This is a genomic window from Streptomyces sp. NPDC058697 (genome assembly GCF_042715345.1).
Lineage (GTDB): Bacteria > Actinomycetota > Actinomycetes > Streptomycetales > Streptomycetaceae > Streptomyces > Streptomyces liliifuscus.
The window spans coordinates 90988-114506 of record NZ_JBHXSU010000028.1 but is presented as its reverse complement, the minus strand read 5'-3'; the positions used below and the strand labels follow the sequence as shown (position 1 = coordinate 114506).

Sequence of the window (23519 nt, the reverse complement as noted above, 5' to 3'; positions counted from 1 at the left end):
CGCCACGCGCTCTACGGCTTGCGGGCCTCGATGAGGTGGCGGGAGCTGTGGGCCACGAACGGCCCCTCGGCCACGATCCGCTCGTGCAGGTCCAGGAGCCGGGTGCGGTACTGGTCCACGGTGAAGCCGGGCACCATCCACACCACCTTCCGCAGGAAGTGCACGACGGCTCCGATGTCGTGGAACTCCATCCGCAGCCGCTCCGCGCGCAGATCGACGACCTCAAGACCGGCCGCCTCGGCTCCGGCGCGCTCGCGGTCCGGGTGGCGGGCGCCGCGGTTGGCCTCCGGCAGCGGGCCGAGGAAGTACTCGACGAGTTCGGAGCCGCTCCTCGGGCCCACATGCTGGGCGAAGTAGGTTCCGCCGGGGGCGAGGACGCGGGCGATCTCCGTCCAGTGCACGGTCACCGGGTGCCTGCTCACGACGAGGTCGAACGCCGCGTCGCCGAACGGCAGCGGGGCGTCCTCGGGCGAGGCGACGACCACCGCGCCGCGCGGGTGGAGAAGGACGGTGGCCTTGGCGACGTTCGGCGGCCAGCCCTCGGTGGCGACGGCCAGCTGCGGCAACTCCCGTGCCGACGCCAGGACTTCGCCGCCGCCGGTCTGGATGTCGAGAGCGGCCTCCGCCGTGGCCAGTCGCTCGCCCATCGCCCGCGCGTACCCCCAGGAGGGCCGCTCCTCGGTGGCCCGCCCCTCGAACCAAGAGAAGTCCCAGCCCTCGGTGGGAACGGCCGCGGCCTCGGCGACGAGGTCTTCGAAGGAGGAGGTGGAGGGCGCGGGGGGCGTGGAGGGGGTGGAGGGCGTGGTCGGGCTCATCGGGCGATGGTGGCAGGCGGGGGTGGCGTGCCGCGACCGAATTCCGGGGAGGGGCGTGGCCGCCGGGGCGCCTCCGGGTCGTGCTCCTGCTGGCAGAACATCTCCGGGTCGGCTTCGGCGACGTCTCTCAGACGTCTCTCAGCTCTCAGCCGTACGTGCGGCTGCGGGTGCGCGCGTCGCTCATGCCGAGGGAGCCGAGCACCGGGCACCGGGCACCGGACCCCGACACTCGGCCCCGGTGGTCGGCCCGGCATGAGCGACGACGGCTCGGTCCGCTGTCTACGGAACGAGGGGGCGTACGTCCTCGGCGGTGAAGCGCAGGAAGCCCTCGGGGTCCGGTTCGTCGGCGGTCGGCTGGAGGATCACGGTGTCGGCGCCGGCGTCCGTGAGACGGCCGACGGCCTCGGCGACCGCTTTCGCGTCCCCGGCGACCCCGAGGTCCGGGACCGACGCCAGGCCGTCCGCCTCCAGCTCGGCGCGGAGGCGGGCGGCGGCGCCGGGGCCGGTGGCGGTGAGGAGGTAGACGACGACCTCGTGCGAGCCACTGCGGGAGCCCAACTCCCTTCCCTCGTCGATGAGTTGGCGCGCCTTGCGTACGCCCTCCGGGGACGTACCGGAGGTGAGGATGGTGCCGTCCGCGAACTCGCCGGAGAGCCGGAGCGTACGCGGGCCGGTGGCTCCCGCGAGGATCTCCACCGGTGACTGCGGGGGCCAGTCGAGGGCGACGTCGTCGAGCTTCACGTACCGGCCGTCCGTGGTCACCCGCTCGCCCCGCAGCAGCGCGCGCAACGCCACGAGGTACTCACGCAGCAGCGTCACGGGCGACTCGGCCCGCGCCCCGACCTGCCCCATCCAGTCCTGTACGCCGTGGCCGACGCCCACGATCGCCCGGCCAGGGAAGAGCCGGTGCAGGGTGGCGGTCTCCATCGCCGTCACGGCGACGTTCCGCAACGGCACGGGCAGCAGCCCCACTCCCACCCGCAGCCGTTCCGTCCAGGCTAGCGCTGCCGCCGCCGCGGAGATCCCCCCTTCCAGAAAACAGTCCTCCCACAGCCACAGTTCCTCCAGCCCCGCCTCCTCCGCCGTACGGACCATCACACGCAGTCGTTCTGGGGGCAGCTGAGGCCGGAACACGGCACCTAGTGCAGTCATGCGGGCTTCCTACCCGGGCTCGGAGGCTAATTCTCACCCTTCGGGAAGGTGACCTCCACGCGGCGGTTTTTTCGGCGGCCCTGTTCCGAGGTGTTGTCGGCGATCGGGTAGTCCTCGCTGTAGCCGCGTACCGCGAAGGTGACGTTCGTGTCGCCGAGGGCTGCGGCGAGTTCCTCGTGGACGACTTCGGCGCGGTTCTTGGAGAGGGTCAGGCCGTGGGCGTACGAGCCGAGGTTGTCGGTGAAGCCGAAGACGCGGACGTTCGTGGCGTTCTGGGCCTTGATCTCGTCCGCGATCGCCTTGATGCGGGAGCGTGCCTCGGGGTTGAGCTTCGAGCTGTCCTTCGGGAAGAGGACCTCCGCCTGGAGCGCGAACGTCACGTCCTCGTTGGTGTCCACGCGGCGTTCCTCGCCACCGAGGTCCTCGACGACCGACTTGATGTCCAGCACCCGCGCGGGCGCGAGCGTGGCGCCGTCGGCGAGCTTCAGCCCCGGGCTGTTCGCGTCCACTTCGGGGGGTGGGGAGCTGCTGACACTGCCCGGCGGAGCACTCGGGTCCTCGTCGTCCGCCTGGGCCGGGGTGAGGGGCGTCAGGAAGACGAGGGTGGTGAGGGCGGTGAAGGTGATCGCGGTGGTGCGGAGGGTGAGGGACATGGTCACTCGCCCTCGGAGAGCTCGACGGCGGCGGGGGGCATCGAGCCGACCTGGAAGGAGACCTTGGTGGTGTCCTCGGGCGGCGCGGGGAACTGGGCGAACCACTCCGCGGTGTCACCCGACAGCACACCCCCGGTGAACCGGGTGCACAGGCAGCGCCCTTCCGTGTCGCGCAGGACGAGGTACTTCTTCTTGCCCGTCTGGTCGACCAGGCTCGCGCCGGCGATCGACCCGCCGTTCTTGGCAAGTTCGCTCTCGTCGCCCCGCCAGTCCGCGGCGACCCAGGGCTTGCCGCTGCCGTTCGTCACCGTTCCCTCGACGGTGACGAAGCCGCCGTCGTCGCGGACGGCCGACGTGACGGCCAGGGTCAGACCTCCGGCCTTGACCTCCGCCAGCGCCTCCTTGGCGGGAGGGGCCTGGGAGTCCTGCTTGTCGTCGCCCCCGTCGTCGTTCTTCGCAGGCGACGAGGACGACGTCTTCTTGTCCGAACCGCCGTCGTCTCCCCCGCCGCCGCAGCCGGCCACCGTGAGGACCAGCCCAGTCGTGATCGCCACCGCGGTCATTACCGTGCGGCCCTTCGTGGTGCGCCGAATGTTCATCGGTACGGCTTCCTTTCACTCGGCCAGTTGCACAGAGAACAGCACGGACGCGTCGGGAAGGTCGTCCAAATCGAAATCTTCGGGGTCGATGTTCACGAGATCGCCGTCGCAGTCGAGTGTGACGAGCTTCGTGGGATCGGCGTCCACGGGGACATCGCACCGCGGTTCGATGACGGCCGTGGCATCCGCATTGGCATGCTGGTTCTCCGTGCCCGGGATGATCGAGTCGCCAACCGTGTAGTTCGTCTGGATCTCCACCTCGTAGCCGAGGAATCCGGCCACGGTCGCGCCCCCGAACCCCGTGACGGCAGCGTCGTTCTCGGCGGCCAACGCGGCGGCCGCGGCGGCGGCTTCGCCGCCTTCGAGCTCTTCGGGATCGAGCCAGTCCAGCCAGTCGGCGTCCACGCCGACGGCGTCTCCCAGGTCCTCGATCAGGTCGTCCCGTGCGCTCTGTGCGGCGGCCAACGCAGCGGCGTCCGCCGCGGACTGAGCTCCGTTCCGGGCGGACGCCGCTTGAGCGAATGCGAAGAACGCGAACGCGGCGAAGAGCAGAATCCCCGTCAGCCAGATGTAGATGGGGAGAGTCGACCCTCGGTCACCGCGCAGGCGTGTGGAAATCAGCCTCCGACGACGCTGGTGACCGCTGCGAGGATCGCTCCCGAGATCAGGCCGTCGAGCCCGAGCCCGTCGATCAACGTGAAGATTCCCGCGATCAGGATCATCAGGCCCGCGTACTCCACGAAACCCGCTCCCGCGTCCCGGTCCCGTCCTCGCGTTCGGGAGGACACGGTGCGGACCCACCCTCGAACCGCTCGCTTCGTCCTCGTGGACGTCTCCGGCTGCAGGCTCTTGGTCACAGTGATCCCTTCCCTCCCACCCAAAACCACTACCTTCCCGCGCACCGTACGTGAGAACACGCCTACTCCGGGTGGGTCCAGGGGCCCAACTTGGCGAGTTCGGAGTCATCGGTTCCACCCCCCGTGGGCCGTGCCCAGCCAGTGGGCGATCGCTTCGCTGCGCGTGGAACTGTGCAGCTTTGCGAAGATGCGATTGATGTGGTTCTTTACGGTCTTCTCGCTGATGAAGCACGTGGCGGCGATCTGCCGGTTGTTCATGCCGGCCGCGATGAGATCCATGACCTCCACCTCCCGTGAACTCAGCCCGAATTCCAGTGGGTTGCGGCCGCGGCGGTGGAGTCCCGCCGCGGAGGCGGGTCGAGCCTTTGACGACTGTGCCACAACCGATTGCAGATGCGAAGAGTTTTCGTTCGGTTCGTACGAAACACCGAGTGAATCCGACCCGGCGGCGGCCTCGGCGGCGGAGGCCGTGAAAGTGGCCCTTCCGTCACTCAGGTTGCGGACGGCGGTGATGAGTTCGTCCGCCGTGAACTCACCGTGCACGAGGTAACCGACGGCTCCCAGGCGCAACGCCCGTGCCACCACCTCGGGTTCACGGCTGTACGTCAGCATCATCACGGGAGCCAGCCCGGCCAGCGAAGGCAGTGCCGTGAGGCCGTCCGTGCCGGGCATGCGGACGTCGAGGAGGATCACGTCGGGGCGGTGGCGGGTCGCGGCCGTGAGCGCCTCCGCACCGTTCGACGCCCGGGCCGTGACCCGGATGTCGGGGTGGGCGTCGAGCAGGGCCGCCAGGCCCGCCCGGACGACGGGGTTGTCGTCGGCCACGAGCACTCGTAGGGGCGGGCCGGGAAGTGCCTGGTCAGGCATGTGCGGCCTCCTCTTGAGGAGTGTGTGAGGGGGATACCGGCAGGGCGGTGACCAGCGGAAGGTCGACCTTGACCTCCGTGCCGCCCTGCTCGGCTCGGTGCAGTTGGAGACCCGCGCCCATCGAGGCCGCGCGCTCCAGCATGCCCAGCAGACCGAAGTGGCCGGATTTCGCCAGGTGTCGTACGTCGTCGAGGGATACGGACGTGCCGGTTCCGTCGTCCCGCACGGTCAGGTGGAGGGAGGAGGGCGAGGCCTGGACGGTCACGTCCACCCGGGTCGCCCCCGTCGCGTGGCGGTGCGTGTTCTCCAGTGCCTCCGAGACGATCGCCAGCAGGTGGCGGGACGCCTCGGGCGGGAGTTCGGGGGTGAGGGGCACCGTGCAGTCGACACTCGCCGTGATGCCCGTACGGGATGTGAAGTCCGCCGCCCTCGACTTCAGTTCCGTCCTGAGGTCCGTGGGCGGGGTCGCCAGTGCCGTGTGGTGGCGGAGGTCCGTCAGAAGGTCGCGGGACTCCGCCGCCGCTCGACGGGCCGCGCCCGCCACCGCTGTGGCCTGGGACTTGAGGGCGCGGGGGTCCGTGTCGTGGTCGGCGGCGACCGCGAGAGCCTCGGCGGCCAGGGCCAGGCCGTGCAGGGTCTTCGCCACAGAGTCGTGCATCTCACGGGCGAGGCGGGCCCGTTCGGACTCGACGGCCTCCGCGACGGCCAGGCGGGAGTTGGCCTCGGCGAGGGCCTGGCTGGCCGTGCCGAAGCGGAACATCAGATTGCGGAGGGTGACCCCGACAATGCCCGCCGCGATGCAGAAACCGGCGACCAGGAGGGTACTGGCGCCGGCGCCCGGTCGGTGTTCCCAGGCTCTGAACACCGTGATCAGCACGGCCAGTTGGAGACCCGTGAAGACTCCGGAGCCGCGCCAGCCGTACAGCAGGCCCGCCAGGAGCGGGGTGCAGACGGCCGCGTACGCGAGGGGGGAGGCGGGGGACGCGGTCAGCAGGAGTACCGCGCCGAAGACCAGGTCCACCGCCATGAGGGTGGGGTGGGCGAGGAGGCGGGGGGCGAAGCGGTCCCAGTCCCTGAGCATGGCGTACGAGCCCATGACGCCGAGGACCGCCGCGGCGAGGACGCCGTAGCGGGGCGGGCCGTCCGCCGCGTTGGCCGTCGCGAAGGGGGCGCCGACCGCGATCAGGGTGAGCCGGACCGCGAACGCCTGGCGGCACAGGGCCTGGAGGGCGTTGAGCTGGAGGCGGAGGCTGCCGGGGGCTGCCGCGTCGTCTGCGAAGTAGCCTGTGGCCCACTTGGCAGAGCCGCCGCCTGTTGGAACGGTTGGTCGTTGGCTGCGGGTCGGTTGTGGCTGGGCGCGCAGTTCCCCGCGCCCCTGAGGGCGCCCCTGGAGGCGCCCCCCAAAGGGGCGCCATCCACGCCGGTGCCTCCACGTCACCCTCATCTCAGCGCCCCAGGATCGAGCCGAAGTCCGAGCCGGAGCCCAGGAACATGCCTGTGGCGATGAGGATCATCGTGGCCGGGAGCATGAAGACCAGGGTGACCATGGTCGCCTTGGGGATCGTCTTGGCGGCCCGGCGGCGGGAGTTCTGGGCGTCGGTGCGGCGCATGTCCGTGGCGAGCTGGATGAGGGTGTCCGCGATCGGGGAGCCCAGCTCCTCGCCCTGCTGGAGCGCCGAGACGAACTGGGCGACCTGCTCGGAGGAGTTGCGCCTGCGCAGTTCGTCGAAGGCCTGGCGGCGGCTGACGCCCATGTCCATCTGGCGCAGCGTGATGCGCAGTTCGTCGGCCCACGGGCCCTCGTAGTGGTCCGCGACCCGGTCCAGGGCCTGGCGGAAGCCGAGGCCCGCGGAGACCACGACCGCCAGGACGTCCAGGAAGTCGGGGAGGGTGCGGTCGATGACCTCCTTGCGTTCGCGGATGGCCTGCCAGATGAGGGCGTCGGCGGCGAGCAGGCCGAAGGCGAGGGCCATCAGCGAGAAGAGCGGCTGGCCGTTGGTGAGGAAGATCAGGAAGAGCAGGACGCCGAAGACCCCGTACACCGCCCGGCGGGCCGCGTAGCGGTTCAGGGTCAGGCCGCCGGGGTTGCCCGCCATGTCGATGCGGCGGCGTTTGGCGTCTACCCGGCGGGGGCCCATCAGCCGCAGGACGAGCGGGGCGAACCGCATGCCGAGGCGGTCGACGGCCGAGTCGGACTTCGAGACGCGGGTGGCGCCGACCTCCAGGGCGAGCGCCATGTCGCCGGGGAGCTTGGCCTCCGCGCGGTACATGCGGATGCCCAGGAGCATGCCCCCGACGGCGAGGCCGGTCAGTGCGGCAAGGAGCAAGGCCAGCAACGTAATCCCCTCCTCCTCATACTTCGATCTTGCCGAGGCGGCGGATGACGAAGAAGCCGATGGTGTAGAGGCCCATGGCGATGAGCACCAGGGTCTGGCCGAGCGGGGAGCCGGTCACCTTGGCCAGGGCGCCCTCGTTCGAGGAGTTGATGAGGAGGAGCGAGCCGACGCCGAGGAGGGGGACCGTGAAGGCGGTCGCGTTGACCTCGGAGAGCATGGTGCGGACCTCGCGGCGGGTCTCCTTGCGGTCCTCCAGGGTCTGGGTGAGGTTCCGCAGGGAGTTGACGACCGAGCCGCCCGCCTTGTTGGACAGGACGAGGGTCGTGACGAGGACGACCAGTTCGCGGGACGGGAGGCGTTCGGCCAGTTCGCCGAGGGCGTCGTCCACCGAGCGGCCCATGGTCAGCTGGTCGGCCACCCGGGCCAGTTCCTCGCCCGCCGGGGCCTCCAGCTCCTCCGCGGCCATCGCGAGGGCCGTGCGCAGGGCGAGCCCGGCCGCGGCCGCGTTGGCCAGCAGGCGGGCCACGTCGGGGAGTTGGTTGATGAAGGCCTCGATGCGCTTCTGGCGCTGCCAGTTGAGGAAGATCGCCGCGCTCCAGATGCCCGCCAGGCCCGCGATGGGGCCGAAGAACGGGGCCAGGGAGGCGGCGGCGATCAGCCAGAGGCCGACGACCACGGCGGCGACGTACGTGAAGAACTCGCCTGCGGTCAGGTCGAGTCCCGTCGCCGAGAGGCGCAGCTGGATCGTGCGGCCGAGGCGGGTGCGGCGCAGCCGGCGGTCGACGGCGGCGAAGCGGCGGGCGCGGCCGGCCGCGGTGCGCAGCGGGCCGCCGCCGGAGAGGCGGTCGACGAGGGCCTGGCGCTGGGCGCGGCCCGACGCGTACGTGTGCACGCCCGCGACGGCGAGGGTGCCGCACAGGACGGTGCCGCCGAGGGCGAGCAGGGCCTGGTTGTTCACGGCTCGCTCCTCTCATCGGTCTTGTCGGTCTCGGTCTTGTCGGTCTCGGTGGTGGGGGTCGTCCGGCGGAGCATCCGGGCGGTCATCCGATGGCCTGCCTCGTGTTGAGGACGTCGAAGGCCTCCGCGACCCCGAAGGCGGGCGGCAGGGGCTCGTTGGCGACGTACAGCTTCTCGGCGACCGCGCGGGGCAGCGGCAGATGCTCGAAGTGGCCGTGGACGACACGGTCGGGGCCCGTCGGGCGGGGCACGAAGCGGGTGACCGGGACGACGCGGAACTGTTCACGGCCGTGCGAGACCAGCAGGGCGATCTCGGTGACCTTGCGGGAGCCGTCGGCGTGGCGGGTGAGCTGGACGACGACGTCGACCGCGGAGTTGATCTGGTCCTTGAGCGCCTCGAAGGGGATCTGGACCTCGGACATCGAGCCGAGGGTCTGGAGCCTCATCAGGGCGTCCTCGGCGGAGTTCGAGTGGACAGTCGCGAGGGAGCCGTCGTGGCCCGTCGACATAGCCTGGAGCATGTCCAGGGTCTCGCCGCCGCGGACCTCACCGACGATGATGCGGTCGGGGCGCATGCGCAGGGAGTTGCGGACCAGGTCGCGGATGGTGATCTGGCCCTTGCCCTCCACGTTCGGGGGGCGGGATTCGAGACGGATCACATGCTCCTGCTGGAGCTGGAGTTCGGCGGAGTCCTCGATGGTGATGATGCGCTCGTGCGACGGGACGAGTCCGGAGAGCGCGTTCAGGAGCGTGGTCTTGCCGGAGCCCGTACCGCCGCTGACGATGACGTTGAAGCGGGCGCGGACGAACGCGGCGAGCAGCATGAGCATCTGCTCGTCGAGCGAGCCGAGGCCGATCAGCTCCGGGAGGGTGTACGCGCGGGGGAAGCGGCGGATCGTGAGGGTCGGGCCGGTGAGGGCGAGCGGCGGGATGATGACGTTGACGCGCTCGCCGGTGGGGAGGCGGGCGTCGACCATCGGATTCGACTCGTCCACGCGGCGGTTGACCGTGGAGACTATGCGCTCGATGGTCTGCATCAGCTGCTCGTTGGAGGCGAACCGGATCGGGAGCTGCTCCACGCGGCCGGCCCGTTCCACGAAGATCGAGTCCGGTCCGTTGACCATGATCTCGGTGATCGACGCGTCGGCGAGGAGCGGTTCGAGGACGCCGAGGCCCAGTGCCTCGTCGACGACCCTTCTGATCAGCTGGGAGCGCTCGGCGGACGACAGGACCGGGCCCTCGCGGCTGATGATGTGCCCGAGCACGCGCTCCAGCCGCATCCGCCGCTCGGCCGCCGCGAGGCTCGACATCTCGGCGAGGTCGATCTCTTCGAGCAGCTTGGCACGGTAGACGGCGACGAGATGGCCGTCCTCGCGGCCTGATCCGCCCTCTTCGGGGGCGGCGATACGGGCTCGCAGGCTCATGGGGTCGCCTCCTCTCGGTCTCTCAGGTCTCTCGGTCGGTCGGTCAGTCGTCGGTGGGCATGGTGGCGTCGCGTTGCACGGTCACGGCGGGCAGCAGGGGGATGACGGCGGGGACCTTGAGGGTGACCGTCGCGGTGGTGAGGTCGGGGCCCTCGGCAGGCGACACCGTCAGGTTGTCGAACCAGCCGCTCACCGCGGCCTGGCCCGCCGCCGCTCCGTCCTCGCCCTGCGAGGCCGCCCGCGCCGCGGCTCGCGCGCCCGTGCCGGCCTGGTTGATGCCGTAGCCGATGAGGCCGAGCTGGATGGCCGCCATGCCGACGAGGAGGAGGATGGGGAGGAAACCGGCGAACTCCAGCATGGATACGCCCCGGTCGTCGCCCCGGAGGCGTTTCACGAACCTCTTCGGGAGGCGGGGCGGGCGGCGTCCCGGGAGGCGCTTCATTCGTCGTCCCCTTCCAGCGCGGCCCCCGCCTCTGCGTCGACCGTCCAGTCGACGTCGAAGCCCGGGAAGAACAGGGGTACTTGGGCGGTGACGGTGGCCTTCATGACCGGCCCGTCGGTGCCACAGACGATCCCGGTGCCGTCCCAGGCACCCGGCAGGTTCTTGCCGCCCGCTGCGGCGCAGGCACCCGCGACATCGCCGTCCACCGCGTACGCCGCCGTCGCCGCCCGCGCCGCCTCGTCCGCCGCGTTCCCCGCCAGGGAGTACGTGTAGCCGTACAGCACGCACTGCCACAGGATCGTCATCACGACCAGCAGGATGGGGAACATCCCGGCGAATTCGAGGGTGACCGCTCCTCGGTCGCCGCCCTTGCGGCGCAGGGCCAGGGCCCCCCGGTCCGAGGACGCCTTGCGACGCCGGCCGCCGCCCCCGCCCTCCTGCTGGACCACCAGATCCAGCTCGCCCGCCAGGGCCCACAGCGCCTGCTTGACCGTGGAGCGGGCGTCCAGGTCCTGCATCCGCCCCGCGTCCACCACCGACTGGAGCTCCTTGAAGGCGGCGGGCACCGTGGAACGGGCGACCTTCGTACCGGTGACCCGTTCGACGAGGGACGGCTGTATCTCCGTACCGCGGGAGAAGCGGTTGACGACGGTCAGCGTCTCCTCGGCCTTGCGGATCTGGAGGCGGTCCCACATGCGGACCATGCGTTTGGCGGCGCGGACGGCGACCACGTCGGGGGTCACCAACAGCACGGCCTGGTCGGCCAGTTCGACGGCCGCCGCGTTCGCGGCGTTCAGCTGGGCGCCGCAGTCGACGACCACGACCTCGTAGCGGGAGCGCAGGGCGGCGAGGACCTGGCGGGCCACCCGGTCGGTGATCTCCTCGCCGCGTTCCCCCTCGGCGGGGGCGAGGAGGAGGCCGAGTCCGGTGTCGTGGGTGTAGACGGCGTCCTGGAGCACGCGCGGGTTGATGTCGCTGATCCCGGCGAGGTCGGCGATGGAGCGGCGGAACTGCACGTCCAGGTACGAGGCCACGTCCCCCGACTGGAGGTCCAGGTCGAGCAGGGCCACGGAGCGGCCCGACGCCTGGGCGGCCAGGGCGAGCTGGACCGCGGCGACGGTCGCGCCGACGCCGCCCTTCGCGCCGGTGACGGTGACGACCCGGCCGCCCGGTCCCGCGTACAACTCGGGTGTGCCGCTGCCGAGATGGCGCCGCATGCCCATGGACCAGGCGGCGGCAGCGTGGACGCGTTCGGCGAGGGCGTCGTAGCCGAGGGGCAGGCCGATGATGCCGCGGGCGCCGGAGTCCATGGCGGCGGTGAGGACGTTGGTGCTGGTGTCGGCGGTGATGAGGACGACGCCGACGGCCGGGAAGCTCATCACCAGGTCGCGGATGACGTCGAGCGCCGGGACCGGGCCGATGCGCTCGTGGACGAGGACGACCTCGGGCAGCTCGTCCAGGGACTCGGCGGCGAGGCGGGCCAGGGTGTCCAGCAGGGCCGTGGTGTCCGCGACGGGCGGCGCGGGTTCGGCGTCGGCGAGCTGGCTCAGCAGTGTGCTGAGCGCGCGGGCCGAGTCGATGTCGCCGACGGCGGGGAGGATGCGGATGGTCATCGGCCGGTCCCCCGGCCTGGCCCGGCGGGCTCTCGGCGCGGCCTGCCGGACTCCCGGCCCGGACCGCCCGGACCGCCCGGCCTGCCCGGCTCTCGCTCCGGCCGGTCCGTCCCTCGGCCTGGCCACGTGGGGGCTGAGCGCATCACGGCCTCCTACTTGTCCTCGTCGAGGGTGTACGTGCGGTCGCCGGGGGCGACGGTGGCGTCGGTGCCGCCCGCGACCAGTGCCAGGCGGACGTGTTCCGCGAACGACTCGGCGTATGCCACGCGTTGGGCGTCGGCGGTGTCGAGGGCGAAGGTGATCGGGACCGCCTCGTTCGCGGTGCGGCGGCGGTCGTTGCTGGACTGGCCCGGGTCGAGGGCGGTCAGCTTGCCGACGTCGATCACGCGGGCGTTCTCGACGATGACCTTCGACTGGTCCTTGCCGTTGTCGGTGTCGTCCTTGAACGTGGCGTAGATGTTGACCCGTGCGCCCGGGTTGATCTTGCCGGCCACACCGGTCGCCGCGTCGATCATGATCGCGATCTCCTGCTGGCCGGCCTCCAGTTCGGGCCGGTCCACGATCATGTCCCTCTGGAGCAGCGAGCCCTTCTCCAGCCGGGTGACCGCGATCTTGCCGCGGATCTGGGAGAGGTCGGTGACGGCGGTGGACGACAGCCACCGCTCGGGCATGGAGACCTTCTCGAACTGGTCGGACGTCAGCTGCCGGTAGGGCGCGACGTCGTCCTTCAGGCGGTACGCCGCGACCTCGGGGCCGACCTTCGAGTTCACGTCGCGGATCACCGAGAGCACTCCGGCGAAGGCGCCCAGGGCGCACAGGGCCGAGAGGACCAGCAGGATGACGCCGCGGCGCTGGCGTGAATTCATGACGCGGACAACCTCGATCGGGGGGGCGGGGACAGCGGGGTCGAGCGGTTGTGCCTGGCTGTTTCGTGCTGCGTGCCTGGTGCTGCGTGCTTCGTATCTCGTTCTACGTGCCTGTTGTGCACCGTTATTCAGGTGTACGTACATGACTTACGTGGTTTACGAAGCCCCTCGGGGCAGGGCACGTACCGAAGAAGCTGCCCGCACCGTGGCCCTCGGAAGCTCCTGGGGCGGTGGCAAAGGTGCCGCACAGAATCCGCAGCGGTCGCCGATGAGTTCAAGACCGCACCAGTGACACTCCTCGCGCCGCACGGACGAGACGAGCTGGTACAGCACGGACACGTCGTAGAGCCCGGCGGCGAACTCGGCGACCTTGCCCGTGCCCCACCAGCGTGTGGACTCGGCGGGCAGGGGCACGGTCGTGATGCCCTGGACGCGCCAGGCGGGCGCGAGCGTCCCGGTGAGCCACTCGGCGGGCAGCTGTCCGGCCGCGACGAGCATCCGTGTCCCGAACTCGGGCCCGGTGAGCTCCTCCTGGCCGACGCGGACCAGTTGCGGCCGCGGATTGGCCAGTACGGCGAACTGGGCGCCCGGCACCCATGACTTGGCGTGCGACTTCAGGGACACGGGGATGCGGTCCAGCTTGGCGACCGAGCCGAGCAGGGCGCCGGCGTAGATGTAGTGGGCGAGCAGCCGCGCGGAGGAGGCGAGCACGCCGGGGCTGAAGTCGCAGACGGAGAGCTGGCGCAACTGCTGGGCGAGCAGGGCGAGTCCGAGCGGCGGCAGGTCCAGGCCGAGCAGCGCGATGCGGTCGCTCTCCAGGACGGAGCGCACGGCGTGCAGCCGCCGGGTGATGTCACCCGGTGTGGAGGCCGGGTACAGCGCGATCACGTATCCGTGCTGCTCGATGAGCGCGTGCATCCCGGTGAGGGAGCTTTCGAGGCTGTCGAGGGGCTGGACGGCGGCGGGCGGGGTCTGCCGGTCGTGCGGTGGGAGCACCAGATCGGAACTGGTGACGGCTATCGCGGTCGGCACGCTGCACACCACCCCGTTCACTGCGGCGGGGTGGTCAACCACCGCCTCAGATTGCCCCTGACTCAGCCATCGAACCTTCACGGAAGAACGCGAATCTGTCACTGTGCGCCCTTCCGCAACTGCACCTTATCCACGGCGTGGGCCGCTCAACACCGGATCCGCGAGATCACCTCACACAAGGTGCGTAGGTGATCCACACAGAGTGAGGCGCATATGCCTCAACTCGACGGTACGGCAAGGGCGTTGACCTCCGTCAGAGGTCTTGACAACCGGATTGGTCTGGACCACCTTGGACCTCCAGCGGTGGCCACCGTAGTCGTCCCCCACTTTTGACTCCCACTCCCCCACCGGAGGCCCCAGTGGACCGCGTACCAGGCATGCCCAGACGCAGACGGACCTGGGCGGCAGCCCTCGCCACCGCACTCGCCGCGTCCGTCCTCTCCCTCGCCGGAGCCGGCCAGGCCTCGGCCGCCGACGTCAACAACACCAAGAACGCCGGCTACGAGTCGGGGCTCTCCAGCTGGACCTGCTCGGCGGGCAGCGGCGCCACCGTCTCCTCCCCCGTGCACGGCGGCGCCTCCGCCCTCAAGGCCACGCCCGCCGGGCAGGACAACGCCAGGTGCAGCCAGACCGTGGCGGTGAAGCCCAACTCGACGTACACGCTGAGCGCGTGGGTGCAGGGCGGGTACGCCTACCTCGGGGCGAGCGGCACGGGTACGACGGACGTGTCGACCTGGACCCCGGACTCCTCCTCCTGGAAGCAACTCACCACGTCCTTCACGACGGGCTCGTCCACGACCTCCGTGACCGTCTACACGCACGGCTGGTACGGACAGGCGGCCTACTTCGCCGACGACGTGTCCGTGTTCGGGCCCGACGGGGGCGGAGGCGGCGACCCCGATCCGGTCGCCCCCTCGACACCGGCCGGTCTGAACGTGGCGTCCACGACCTCCTCCTCCGTCTCCCTGGCCTGGAACACGGTGTCGGGCGCGACCGGCTACAACGTCTACCGCGCCGGTACGAAGGTCCTCGCGGTCACCGGCACCTCGGCGACGGTCACCGGCCTTACCGCCTCCACCTCGTACTCCTTCCAGGTCACCGCGACGAACGCGGCCGGTGAGTCGGCGAAGTCGACGGCGGTCACCGGGACGACCAAGGCGAACTCGGGCGGCGGGACCGGGCTGCCCAAGCACGCGGTGACGGGTTACTGGCAGAACTTCAACAACGGCGCGGCCGTCCAGAAGATCTCCGACGTCCAGTCCCAGTACGACATCATCGCGGTGTCCTTCGCCGACGCCACGACGACACCGGGCGCCGTGACCTTCAACCTCGACTCGGCCGGGCTCGGCGGCTACACCGTCGACCAGTTCAAGGCGGACGTCCGGGCCAAGCAGGCCGCGGGCAAGAAGGTGATCATCTCGATCGGCGGCGAGCGCGGCACGATCTCGGTGAACGACTCCGCCTCGGCGACGAACTTCGCCAACTCCGTCCACTCCCTGATGCAGACGTACGGCTTCGACGGCGTCGACATCGACCTGGAGAACGGCCTCAACGCCACGTACATGACGCAGGCGCTGCGGTCCCTGTCCGCAAAGGCGGGCTCCTCGCTGATCATCACGATGGCCCCGCAGACGATCGACATGCAATCCACGTCGAACTCCTACTTCCAGACGGCCCTGAACATCAAGGACATCCTCACGGTCGTCAACATGCAGTACTACAACAGCGGTTCGATGCTCGGCTGCGACGGCAAGGTGTACTCCCAGGGCTCGGTGGACTTCCTCACCGCCCTCGCCTGCATCCAGCTGGAGGGCGGCCTCGCCCCGTCCCAGGTGGGCCTCGGCCTGCCCGCCTCGACGAGGGGCGCGGGCAGCGGCTACGTCTCCCCGAGCATCGTGAACAACGCCCTGGACTGCCTCGCCAAGGGCACCAACTGCGGCTCCTTCAAGCCGTCCAGGACCTACCCGGACCTGCGCGGCGCGATGACCTGGTCGACGAACTGGGACGCCACGGCGGGCAACGCGTGGTCGAACGCGGTGGGACCGCACGTGCACGGGCTGCCGTAGCCCGTGCGGCGGGCCGGCCCTGGTCGGATCCTCGGGCCCTCGGATCCTCGGATCAGAAGAACTCCGACCAGGGCTGGTCCCAGATCTGCTTCACGCACAGGACGACGAAGATCAGGCCCGCGATCGTCAGCATGGAGTTGCTCAGGATTCCGTTGCGCCATTCCGCGGGTGTGCGGGAGGAGTTGAGGAGCCAGACCAGGGTGAGGGCGAGGAAGGGCAGGAAGGCGGCGCCCAGGACTCCGTACAGGATGATCAGGCGGAAGGGCTCGCCCTGGAAGAGCAGGACGATGGGCGGGAAGGTCAGCCACAGGAGGTAGGCGCGGAAGGGCCAGGAGCGCTCGCGGGCGCCGGAGGCCACCTCCTCGCCGGACGTCGTTCCCCCGCCCGGCGTCGCCTCGCCGGAAGTCACCTTCCCGGCCGGGGTCTTCTCGGCCGGGGTCTCCCCTTCGCCGGTCGCTCGGCCGGCCCGGTCCTTGCGGTAGCGCTCCACGAAGTCCGCGAACATCAGGCTCACGCCGTGCCACACGCCGATCAGGGATGTGAAGGACGTGGCGAAGAAGCCGATGAGGAAGAACTTGGCGGTCGCCGTGCCGTACTCGTCCTCCAGGATGTCGCCGAGTTGGATCAGGCCCTTGTCGCCGCTCGCGATGGCCACGTTGGAGGAGTGCAGGAGTTCCGCGCCGACGAAGAGCATCGAGATGACGAAGATGCCGGTGGTGATGTACGCGACGCGGTTGTCCAGGCGCATCACCTTCATCCAGCCGGTGTTCGTCCAGCCCTTCGCGTTGACCCAGTAGCCGTACGCGGCGAGCGTGATCGTGCCGCCCACACCGCCGATCAGGCCGAGCGTGTTGAGGATCGAGTCCTTCTCGTCGGGGAGGACCGGGAGCAGGCCCGCGAAGGCGTCGCCGAGGTTCGGGGTGACGCGGATCGCCAGGTAGACCGTGACGACGAACATCACGCCCACCAGGACGGTCATGACCTTCTCGAAGACCACGTACTTGTTGAACCAGACGAAGACCAGGCCGACCAGACCGGTCAGGACGGCCCACCATTCGAGGTCCATGACGTCCGGGAAGAGCGCCTGGAGCGGCAGGCCCGAGGAGGACATGGCCGCGGCCCCGTAGACGAAGCCCCAGATCACGACGTACGCGACGAAGAACCACGACGTCCAACGGCCCAGGCTCGCCCAGCCGTCGAAGAGCGTGCGGCCGGTGGACAGATGCCAGCGGCCGGCCGCCTCGGCCAGCGAGATCTTGACGAGACAGCCGATGACGGCGGCCCACAGGAGCGTGTAGCCGAAGTTCGAGCCCGCGATGAGCGTGGCGACGAGGTCACCGGCGCCGACGCCCGTCGCGGCCACCACGATGCCGGGGCCGATGTACTTCCAACTGGATTTGCGGGGAACGGAGGCGGCCTTCCCCGTCTCTCCCGTGGCCGTGCTTCCAGTGGTGTCCGCGTTCCCAGAGGTGTCAGCCATGCGGATCAAGAAAGCGTAAAGAGAACGGGGGCACAAGAGGGCGTGCGGCGATCAGCACCCGATGTGCACAGGTGAGGAGCGTGCACGCCGAGACGAAGACGTTCGGGCGGGCCCCGGCGGCTGGACTCGCCACCGGGGCCCGGGCTGTGGTTCCGGAGGTGGACAACGGTTCGTCCGGAACTCGCGGGGCACTACGGCTGTCGCCGACCACAGCCGTCGGACCCGCACGTGCCGAGCTCGAACCAGAGGGTCCGGCCCGGCCCGTCCTGGCGGCAGCCCCAGCGCCTCGCGAGCGCATCCACCAGGAACATCCCGCAGCCGCCCACCGCGATGCCCGCCCGGGACACCTCCGGAGGGCGGCGGCCCGCCTCGGAGACCTCGCAGCGCAGGACTCCGTGCGCGGCCGAGAGGGTGAGGCGGAGGCGACTCGCCGCGTGTATCAGGGAGTTGGTGACGAGTTCGCTGACGAGCAGTTCCGCCGTGTCGCTCTGTTCCGCGAGCCCCCAGCCCTCCAGCTGCCGCCTGACCTCCGCGCGGGCCTCGGCCGCCGCGACGGGACGGGGGTCGTACACGACACTCGAATGGCCTGCTCCCAAGGGTGGTTGGGGGTACCAGCCGTACGCGGCGTCGGGATCCGGAAGATGTCCTCCGGAGAGTTCCAGCATGTCCAAAGCTTCGGCTCCCCGCGGCTCGCGGACACGGGGAGTACTACCCGAATACCTACCTGAAAACGTGCGTTCGCACCGGTTACGGGTGAGCACCTGTGCACCTACGCGTACTGGACACGGATCAGCGAGCCGTCGCCGGACTCCGCGTCCCGGATGTCCACGTACGCGCAGACCTGGCGGGTGAACCACAGGCCCTGGCCGGGCGCCGGGCCTTCGGCGGGCGGCGGGACGAAGCCGGCGAGCGGGTCGGCGATCCGGTCGGGGACGCGCAGCTCGCAGACACAGGCGGACGCCTCGCCCCACAGCAGGACCTCGGGGAGGGACGGTGTGGAGAGCGATGGTGCGTACGAGGCCGCCGCCTCGGTGACCGCCGCCGCGAACAGGTCCGCGTCCGCGGGGGCGAGTCCGCGCGCCCCGGCCCGCTCGCGGAGGGTGTCGCGGTCCGGTGCGGTGAGGCGTTCGGCGTGCGCCGGCGGCGGGGGCAGGGGGACCGAGTCCAACTCGTGGACCAGGCCGGCCGGTTGCTCGTACACCGGGGTGTCGGGGTGCGCGCGGCGGGCGGCGTCGACGATGGCGGGGCCCGCGGTGCGGGTGTCGTACGCGCACAGGGCGGTCGTCGCGAACGGCGCGAAGAGGAGGTTGGCGAGCGACTCGTAGCGGATCCACTCGGTGGTCTCGCGCGCCGAACGCCCGGCGCGGCCTGCCCAGTGCGGCTCCATGAGGAGGTGGATGCTGCCGCCCGGTCCCGCGTTCGCGGCGAGGTAACCGGCGCTCTGCGCAACGGCGTTGGCCGCCGAGCCCGTGTACCACTCGGTGTGGGGCACGAAGGTGATGCTCTTGGCGTCCGTGCCGAGCGCGTCCCGCAGGAGGGCGAGTCTGCCGGGGTCGGCGATGGCCACGGGCGGCGGTTCGTCCGGTGCGGCGAGGCCCTCGGCGAGGAAGGGGAGCGCGGCCGCGACGAAGGCGTCGTCGGAGCCGAAGACCGCCATGCGGTGGTCGAACGCCCCCTGGGGCGGGGCTGGTTGAGCCGGTCGGGACGGCTGGGCTGATTCGGCAGTCACGAGGATTCCCTTCTGTCGTATCCGCCTGGTTGCGGGCGGGCCACCTGGTTGGGTGGGTGGGTCAACTGGTTGTGGGTGGGCTGTCCGGCTGTCGGCGAACTGCCCGGTTGTGGGTGGGCGTTGTGATTGTGGGTTGGGCGTTGTGGCACATCGGGCCCCGGGACCGGGTTCAGCGGCGTGCCGAGACCCAGGCCGCGATCTGGCTGCGGTTGCTGAAGCCGAGCTTGCCGAGGATGCGTTCGACATGGCCTTCCGCGGTGCGGCGGGCGATCACCAGACGGTCGGCGATCTGCTGGTTGCCGAGCCCCTCGGCGACGAGCTCGGCGACCTCCCTCTCGCGCCGGGTGAGCGAGGCGAGACGGGGGTCCCCACGGACGGAGTCCGGCACAGGGCCGCCGTCGGCCCGGCGGGGGCCGGGGACGACCGGTCTCCCGGCCTCCTGGAGGGCGTACGTGACGATCGCGGTGAGCCCGAGCCCGCCGCCGCGCCGGTACGCCCGGTCGAAGACCCCCGGTCCGACGGCCGCCCGTACCCGCGTCTCGCTCTCCTTGCGCGCGGAGTTGTACGTCGTGGAGCCGAAGCGGTTGCCGTCGATGCCGGCCCAGACGCGGTCGGCGCCGCCGAGCAGGACGGCGGCGCGTTCGTGGGCCCCTCGGGCGGCGGTGATGACCACCAGGAGGTCGAGGGTGAGGCCGATGCCGATGACGTCGTGCACGGCGAGCTTGCGGCGCAGGGCGTCACGGGCGTGCGGCTCCGCGCGGTCCCACTCCTTGCGCTCCGCGTACGCGAGGGCCAGGACGCGCAGGACGTACGAGCGGACCCATTCCTCGCCGTGCTCCTCGCAGAGGCGGTGGGCGTCCTCGCAGACCTGGACGGCCCGGTCGGTCTGGCCCAGGAAGGCGAGGCTGGCGGCGAGTTCGACCTGGTCGAGGACGGCGAGGCTGGGGAGCTGGCCGTCGACGGGGTTGCGGGCGACGGCGGCCTCGTAGTGTTCGAGGGCGGCCGGGAGGTCGTCGCCGAACAGGGCCATCAGACCGAGCAGGTGCTCCGAGTGCGCGACCTCGGCCGGGTCGCCGAGACGGCGGGCGAGCGCACGGGCGTCCTCGGCGCGGTGGCGGCCCCGGGTGAGGTCCTCGGGGCAGCCGGCGAGCAGGCCCGCGACCCAGAGTGCCCTGGCACGCTCGCGGGTGGGCTCGGGGTGCGCGTCGAGCGCGCGGTCCAGCCAGTACCGGCCCTCGCGGGGTGCTCCACAGGCGTGCCAGTAGAACCACAGGGTCCCGGCCAGCCCGAGTCCGGCCCGGGCCTCGCCCGGCACGGTGAGGCTGAACTCCAGGGCGGCCCGCAGGTTGTCCTGGTCGGCCCGCAGCCGGGCCACGATCTCCCGCTGCCCCGGCCCGAACCACCTCCGCTCGCACTCCGCGGCCACCTCCTGGGCCCAGTCCCGCTGCCGCCGCCGGACGGCCGACTCCTCCCCGGGTCGCTGCCGCAGCTTGTCGAGCCCGTAGTGCCGCAGCGTGTCGAGCAGGCGGTACCTGGCGGTGCCGGGGCCGCCTTCCCTGCACAGCACGGACTTGTCGACGAGTCCGGCTACGGCTTCCAGGACGTCTTGGGGGTGTACGGCTTCGGGCTTGGGGTGGCTTTCGGTCTTGAGGTCGACTTTCGTCTTTGGGTCGCCTTCGGACTTTGGGTCGCCTTCGGACTTGGGGGCGCCTTCGGGCTTTGGGTCGCCTTCGCCCTTTCCGTGGCGTTCGTCTGCGCGTTCGTCCGTGTCCGGGGCCGCGTCCGCGCACACCGCCTCCGCCGCCTCCAGGTCGAAGCTCCCCGCGAAGACCGAGGCCCGCGCCCACACCAGCTGTTCGGCCTCCGTGCAGAGTTCGTGGCTCCAGTCGACCGCCGCACGCAGCGTCTGGTGGCGGGGCAGGACGGCCGGGCTGCCGGTGGTGAGGAGGCGGTAGCGGTCGTCGAGCCGGGCGACGAGCTGGTCGACGCCGAGTACGCGCATCCGGACGGCCGCGAGCTCGATGGCGAGCGGCAGGCCGTCCAGGCGGCGGCAGAGGCGGGCCACGGCGGCCCGGTTGTCGGGGGTGAGTTCGAAGCCGGGGGCGACGGCCGCGGCCCGGTCGGCGAAGAGCGCCAGGGCCGGGTAGGTCGCGGCGGCCGAGAGGTCCGAGTCCGGGTCGGGCACCGGCAGGGGCCGTACGTCCAGGAGGTGTTCCTCCGTGAGGGCCAGGCGGTGGCGGCTCGTCGCGAGGACGCGGACGCCGGTCGTGCCGTGCAGCAGCGCGGCCGCCAACTCCGCGCAGGCGGACAGCAGATGCTCGCAGTTGTCGAGGACCAGGAGCAGCCGGCGGTCCCTCAGCTGCTCGACCAGCGTGTCCAGGGGCGGCTGTTCGGAGTGGTCGTGCAGGCCGAGCGCGTCGGCCGCGGCGAGCGGGACGAGCGCCGGGTCGTGCAGGCCGGCGAGGTGCGCGAAGCGCACGCCGTCCGGGAACGCCCGCTCGACCCGGGCGGCGATCCGCCCGGCCAGCCGCGTCTTGCCGACGCCGCCGGGTCCGGTCAGCGTGACCAGCCGTGCGGTGGCCAGCAGCCGCCGCCCCTCGGCCAGTTCGTCCCGCCGGTCGACGAAGCTGGTCGTCTCGACCGGTGGCTGATGGACCCTTCGCGGCGCTGATCCGCCCATGATCAGCCAGTCCTCTGGGTGTGAGACCGGAGCCGGAGTGGGTGGCTCCTCTTGTGCCTGTCCCCAGTTTTCCGGCTGCGGCCCGGGTTTCGCACGTGGGTGTCACACCCGTGGGTGCACTTTGGGTGGGTCCGCGACGTGTGGGGTGTGGGCGCGTACACTGCCGGGCCGCATATATGCATTGCGCCCGGCTCGTGCGCCCGCGCTCCGCTTGAGCGCCGTTCAGAACCTGCGGGTCGGTGGGGGCTTGTCGCGCAGTTCCCCGCGCCCCTGATGGGGCGGGGGCGGGCGCCGACCGCCCGTCTTGTTTCGGCCGGTTCACTGCGGCTGGTTTCGGTCTGGTCTTGACCCGGACATGCCATAGCCCCACGATGAGCGCCACACCCGCACACGGGGTCCTGTCGGCTCATTCGGCGGACAGCCCCGGCACGTCGCACCGATCCACCCCCCGCTCCACTCCCCACACTTCCGGTGATCCCGGAATTTCTGGAGAAACTAGGAGAATCAATGCGACTTCGCATCAAAGGCGGCGGCACACCCGCCGCACCCCCCTCACCCGGCAGACGCGGCCGACGCACGGCCGCCCTCGCCACGCTGCTCGCCCTGGCTCTCGCGGCCCCCATCGCCGCCACGACCAGCGCGACCGGCGCCTCCGGGGCGGCTCCCGCCTCCGACACGGAGGAGATCCGTCAGTACGAGGTCCATGTCCACGGCAGCACCTCGGCCACCCGTACGGCGATCGCCCAGGCGGGTGTTTCGATCGACGAGGCCGACGAGGAGACCGTCGTCGTCTCGGGACGCGCGGCCCAGGCGAAGAAGCTGAAGCAGCTCGGCTACGAGGTCACGCCCCTCGGCTCCGCCCCCGACCGGTCGAGCGCCGCGGACGTGGGCATCCTCGACTTCCCCTCCGCCGACTCCCGGTATCACAACTACGCCGAGATGAACACGGAGATCAATCAGCGCCTGGCCGCCTACCCGAGCATCATGAGCAAGCGTGTGATCGGGAAGTCGTACCAGGGCCGGGACATCGTCGCCATCAAGATCAGCGACAACGTGGCGACCGACGAGTCCGAGCCCGAGGTCCTGTTCACCCACCACCAGCACGCGCGCGAGCACCTCACCGTGGAGATGGCGCTCTATCTGCTGCGCGAGCTGGGCGCCGGGTACGGCTCCGACTCCCGCGTCACGAACATGGTGAACAACCGCGAGATCTGGATCGTCCCGGACCTCAACCCGGACGGCGGCGAGTACGACATCGCGTCCGGCGCCTACCGCTCGTGGCGCAAGAACCGCCAGCCCAACACGGGCAGTTCGTACGTCGGCACCGACATGAACCGCAACTGGAACTACCGCTGGGGCTGCTGCGGCGGCTCGTCGGGCTCGACGTCCTCCGAGACCTACCGGGGTACGGCGCCCGAGTCCGCGCCCGAGGTCAAGGTCGTCGCCGACTTCGTACGCAGCCGGGTCGTGGGCGGCAAGCAGCAGATCAGGACGGGCGTGGACTTCCACACGTACAGCGAGCTGGTGCTGTGGCCCTTCGGCTACACCACCGCGGACACCACGACCGGGATGACGGTCGACGACCGCAACGCCTTCGCCACGGTCGGTCAGAAGATGGCCGCCAGCAACGGCTACACGCCCGAGCAGTCCAGCGACCTCTACATCACCGACGGGTCGATCGACGACTACCTGTGGGGCAGTCAGAAGATCTTCGCCTATACGTTCGAGATGTATCCGGGGTCCAGCGGCGGGGGCGGTTTCTACCCGCCCGACGAGGTGATCGAGCGGGAGACCGCGCGCAACCGCGACGCCGTGCTGCAGTTGTTGGAGAACTCCGACTGCATGTACCGGTCCATCGGGAAGGAAGCGCAGTACTGCAGTTGAGTCGCCTCGTATGAGGTACGTGGGGAACTGCGGGGCCGTTTTGGCTGGTCGCGCAGTTCCCCGCGCC

At 70.8% G+C, this 23519-nt stretch carries 21 protein-coding genes; 2 read left to right on the top strand and 19 right to left on the bottom strand.

The annotated features are described in order from the left end of the window. Nucleotides 1–11: 11 nt before the first annotated feature. The 15 genes from ACFWXQ_RS40005 to ACFWXQ_RS39935 all read right to left on the bottom strand — a co-directional run bounded on the left by ACFWXQ_RS40005 (nucleotide 12) and on the right by ACFWXQ_RS39935 (nucleotide 13613). Complete coding sequence (locus tag ACFWXQ_RS40005) at nucleotides 12–815, bottom strand: class I SAM-dependent methyltransferase (RefSeq protein ID WP_383938561.1); 804 nt, start codon at nucleotides 813–815, stop codon at nucleotides 12–14. A gap of 279 nt (nucleotides 816–1094) precedes the next feature. Continuing rightward, the gene (locus ACFWXQ_RS40000) at nucleotides 1095–1967 is read right to left on the bottom strand and encodes an LLM class flavin-dependent oxidoreductase (RefSeq protein WP_383938564.1); all 873 of its coding nucleotides are present in this window, start codon (nucleotides 1965–1967) and stop codon (nucleotides 1095–1097) included. Nucleotides 1968–1993: 26 nt separating this feature from the next. Further along, complete coding sequence (locus tag ACFWXQ_RS39995) at nucleotides 1994–2620, bottom strand: OmpA family protein (protein WP_383938567.1); 627 nt, start codon at nucleotides 2618–2620, stop codon at nucleotides 1994–1996. Nucleotides 2621–2622: 2 nt separating this feature from the next. Beyond that, complete coding sequence (locus ACFWXQ_RS39990; RefSeq protein ID WP_383938569.1) at nucleotides 2623–3219, bottom strand: hypothetical protein; 597 nt, start codon at nucleotides 3217–3219, stop codon at nucleotides 2623–2625. Nucleotides 3220–3234: 15 nt separating this feature from the next. Continuing rightward, nucleotides 3235–3795 (bottom strand): pilus assembly protein TadG-related protein, encoded by a 561-nt coding sequence (locus tag ACFWXQ_RS39985; protein ID WP_386270299.1) that lies wholly within the window; start codon nucleotides 3793–3795, stop codon nucleotides 3235–3237. 41 nt (nucleotides 3796–3836) lie between these two features. Further along, the gene (locus ACFWXQ_RS39980; RefSeq protein ID WP_383938674.1) at nucleotides 3837–4007 is read right to left on the bottom strand and encodes a hypothetical protein; all 171 of its coding nucleotides are present in this window, start codon (nucleotides 4005–4007) and stop codon (nucleotides 3837–3839) included. Nucleotides 4008–4181: 174 nt separating this feature from the next. Next, nucleotides 4182–4943, bottom strand: a complete 762-nt coding sequence (locus ACFWXQ_RS39975) for a response regulator (protein WP_383938572.1) — start codon at nucleotides 4941–4943, stop codon at nucleotides 4182–4184. Next, nucleotides 4936–6381 (bottom strand): sensor histidine kinase, encoded by a 1446-nt coding sequence (locus ACFWXQ_RS39970; protein ID WP_383938575.1) that lies wholly within the window; start codon nucleotides 6379–6381, stop codon nucleotides 4936–4938. The genes ACFWXQ_RS39975 and ACFWXQ_RS39970 overlap by 8 nt, the downstream gene beginning before the upstream one ends. A 7-nt stretch (nucleotides 6382–6388) precedes the next feature. Further along, nucleotides 6389–7279, bottom strand: a complete 891-nt coding sequence (locus tag ACFWXQ_RS39965; RefSeq protein WP_383938578.1) for a DUF5936 domain-containing protein — start codon at nucleotides 7277–7279, stop codon at nucleotides 6389–6391. Between the two features lie 16 nt (nucleotides 7280–7295). Continuing rightward, nucleotides 7296–8237, bottom strand: a complete 942-nt coding sequence (locus tag ACFWXQ_RS39960) for a type II secretion system F family protein (protein ID WP_383938581.1) — start codon at nucleotides 8235–8237, stop codon at nucleotides 7296–7298. Between the two features lie 82 nt (nucleotides 8238–8319). Beyond that, nucleotides 8320–9660, bottom strand: a complete 1341-nt coding sequence (locus ACFWXQ_RS39955) for a CpaF family protein (RefSeq protein ID WP_359937574.1) — start codon at nucleotides 9658–9660, stop codon at nucleotides 8320–8322. A gap of 43 nt (nucleotides 9661–9703) precedes the next feature. Continuing rightward, complete coding sequence (locus tag ACFWXQ_RS39950) at nucleotides 9704–10102, bottom strand: TadE/TadG family type IV pilus assembly protein (RefSeq protein ID WP_383938585.1); 399 nt, start codon at nucleotides 10100–10102, stop codon at nucleotides 9704–9706. Beyond that, nucleotides 10099–11715 (bottom strand): CpaE family protein, encoded by a 1617-nt coding sequence (locus ACFWXQ_RS39945; RefSeq protein WP_383938588.1) that lies wholly within the window; start codon nucleotides 11713–11715, stop codon nucleotides 10099–10101. The genes ACFWXQ_RS39950 and ACFWXQ_RS39945 overlap by 4 nt, the downstream gene beginning before the upstream one ends. A 152-nt stretch (nucleotides 11716–11867) precedes the next feature. Then, the gene (gene cpaB / locus ACFWXQ_RS39940) at nucleotides 11868–12581 is read right to left on the bottom strand and encodes a Flp pilus assembly protein CpaB (protein ID WP_383938591.1); all 714 of its coding nucleotides are present in this window, start codon (nucleotides 12579–12581) and stop codon (nucleotides 11868–11870) included. A 156-nt stretch (nucleotides 12582–12737) separates the two neighbouring features. Further along, a complete protein-coding gene (locus tag ACFWXQ_RS39935; RefSeq protein WP_383938594.1) occupies nucleotides 12738–13613 on the bottom strand; it encodes a hypothetical protein in 876 nt (291 codons plus the stop codon). 377 nt (nucleotides 13614–13990) lie between these two features. On the opposite strand from ACFWXQ_RS39935, the gene ACFWXQ_RS39930 reads away from it, so the two are divergent. After that, nucleotides 13991–15679 carry a chitinase gene (locus ACFWXQ_RS39930; protein WP_383938596.1) on the top strand — a complete coding sequence of 563 codons (1689 nt, stop codon included), beginning with the start codon at nucleotides 13991–13993 and terminating at the stop codon, nucleotides 15677–15679. A 52-nt stretch (nucleotides 15680–15731) separates the two neighbouring features. On the opposite strand, the gene ACFWXQ_RS39925 is transcribed toward ACFWXQ_RS39930, so the two are convergent. From ACFWXQ_RS39925 to ACFWXQ_RS39910, 4 genes are all read right to left on the bottom strand, one after another. After that, nucleotides 15732–17159 (bottom strand): Nramp family divalent metal transporter, encoded by a 1428-nt coding sequence (locus ACFWXQ_RS39925; RefSeq protein WP_383938599.1) that lies wholly within the window; start codon nucleotides 17157–17159, stop codon nucleotides 15732–15734. 191 nt (nucleotides 17160–17350) lie between these two features. After that, nucleotides 17351–17824 carry an ATP-binding protein gene (locus tag ACFWXQ_RS39920; protein ID WP_383938602.1) on the bottom strand — a complete coding sequence of 158 codons (474 nt, stop codon included), beginning with the start codon at nucleotides 17822–17824 and terminating at the stop codon, nucleotides 17351–17353. A gap of 104 nt (nucleotides 17825–17928) precedes the next feature. Next, nucleotides 17929–18888, bottom strand: a complete 960-nt coding sequence (locus ACFWXQ_RS39915) for an anti-sigma factor RsbA family regulatory protein (RefSeq protein ID WP_383938605.1) — start codon at nucleotides 18886–18888, stop codon at nucleotides 17929–17931. Nucleotides 18889–19057: 169 nt separating this feature from the next. Next, a complete protein-coding gene (locus tag ACFWXQ_RS39910; RefSeq protein WP_383938608.1) occupies nucleotides 19058–21568 on the bottom strand; it encodes an ATP-binding protein in 2511 nt (836 codons plus the stop codon). Between the two features lie 507 nt (nucleotides 21569–22075). Between ACFWXQ_RS39910 and ACFWXQ_RS39905 the strand changes: the two genes are divergently transcribed. Then, entirely contained in the window at nucleotides 22076–23452 is a 1377-nt protein-coding gene (locus ACFWXQ_RS39905) for a M14 family metallopeptidase (protein ID WP_383938611.1), read from the top strand. Nucleotides 23453–23519: the final 67 nt, after the last annotated feature.

Bases quoted from the DNA above. Each gene is read 5' to 3' on its own strand.
- ACFWXQ_RS39905 (WP_383938611.1), top strand. From the start codon at position 22,076: ATGCGACTTCGCATCAAAGGCGGCGGCACACCCGCCGCACCCCCCTCA.
- ACFWXQ_RS39930 (WP_383938596.1), top strand. From the start codon at position 13,991: ATGCCCAGACGCAGACGGACCTGGGCGGCAGCCCTCGCCACCGCACTC.
- ACFWXQ_RS39950 (WP_383938585.1), bottom strand. From the start codon at position 10,102: ATGAAGCGCCTCCCGGGACGCCGCCCGCCCCGCCTCCCGAAGAGGTTC.
- ACFWXQ_RS39995 (WP_383938567.1), bottom strand. From the start codon at position 2,620: ATGTCCCTCACCCTCCGCACCACCGCGATCACCTTCACCGCCCTCACC.
- ACFWXQ_RS39955 (WP_359937574.1), bottom strand. From the start codon at position 9,660: ATGAGCCTGCGAGCCCGTATCGCCGCCCCCGAAGAGGGCGGATCAGGC.
- ACFWXQ_RS39910 (WP_383938608.1), bottom strand. From the start codon at position 21,568: ATGGGCGGATCAGCGCCGCGAAGGGTCCATCAGCCACCGGTCGAGACG.
- cpaB (WP_383938591.1), bottom strand. From the start codon at position 12,581: ATGAATTCACGCCAGCGCCGCGGCGTCATCCTGCTGGTCCTCTCGGCC.
- ACFWXQ_RS39945 (WP_383938588.1), bottom strand. From the start codon at position 11,715: ATGACCATCCGCATCCTCCCCGCCGTCGGCGACATCGACTCGGCCCGC.
- ACFWXQ_RS39975 (WP_383938572.1), bottom strand. From the start codon at position 4,943: ATGCCTGACCAGGCACTTCCCGGCCCGCCCCTACGAGTGCTCGTGGCC.
- ACFWXQ_RS39925 (WP_383938599.1), bottom strand. From the start codon at position 17,159: ATGGCTGACACCTCTGGGAACGCGGACACCACTGGAAGCACGGCCACG.
- ACFWXQ_RS39920 (WP_383938602.1), bottom strand. From the start codon at position 17,824: ATGCTGGAACTCTCCGGAGGACATCTTCCGGATCCCGACGCCGCGTAC.
- ACFWXQ_RS39990 (WP_383938569.1), bottom strand. From the start codon at position 3,219: ATGAACATTCGGCGCACCACGAAGGGCCGCACGGTAATGACCGCGGTG.
- ACFWXQ_RS40000 (WP_383938564.1), bottom strand. From the start codon at position 1,967: ATGACTGCACTAGGTGCCGTGTTCCGGCCTCAGCTGCCCCCAGAACGA.
- ACFWXQ_RS40005 (WP_383938561.1), bottom strand. From the start codon at position 815: ATGAGCCCGACCACGCCCTCCACCCCCTCCACGCCCCCCGCGCCCTCC.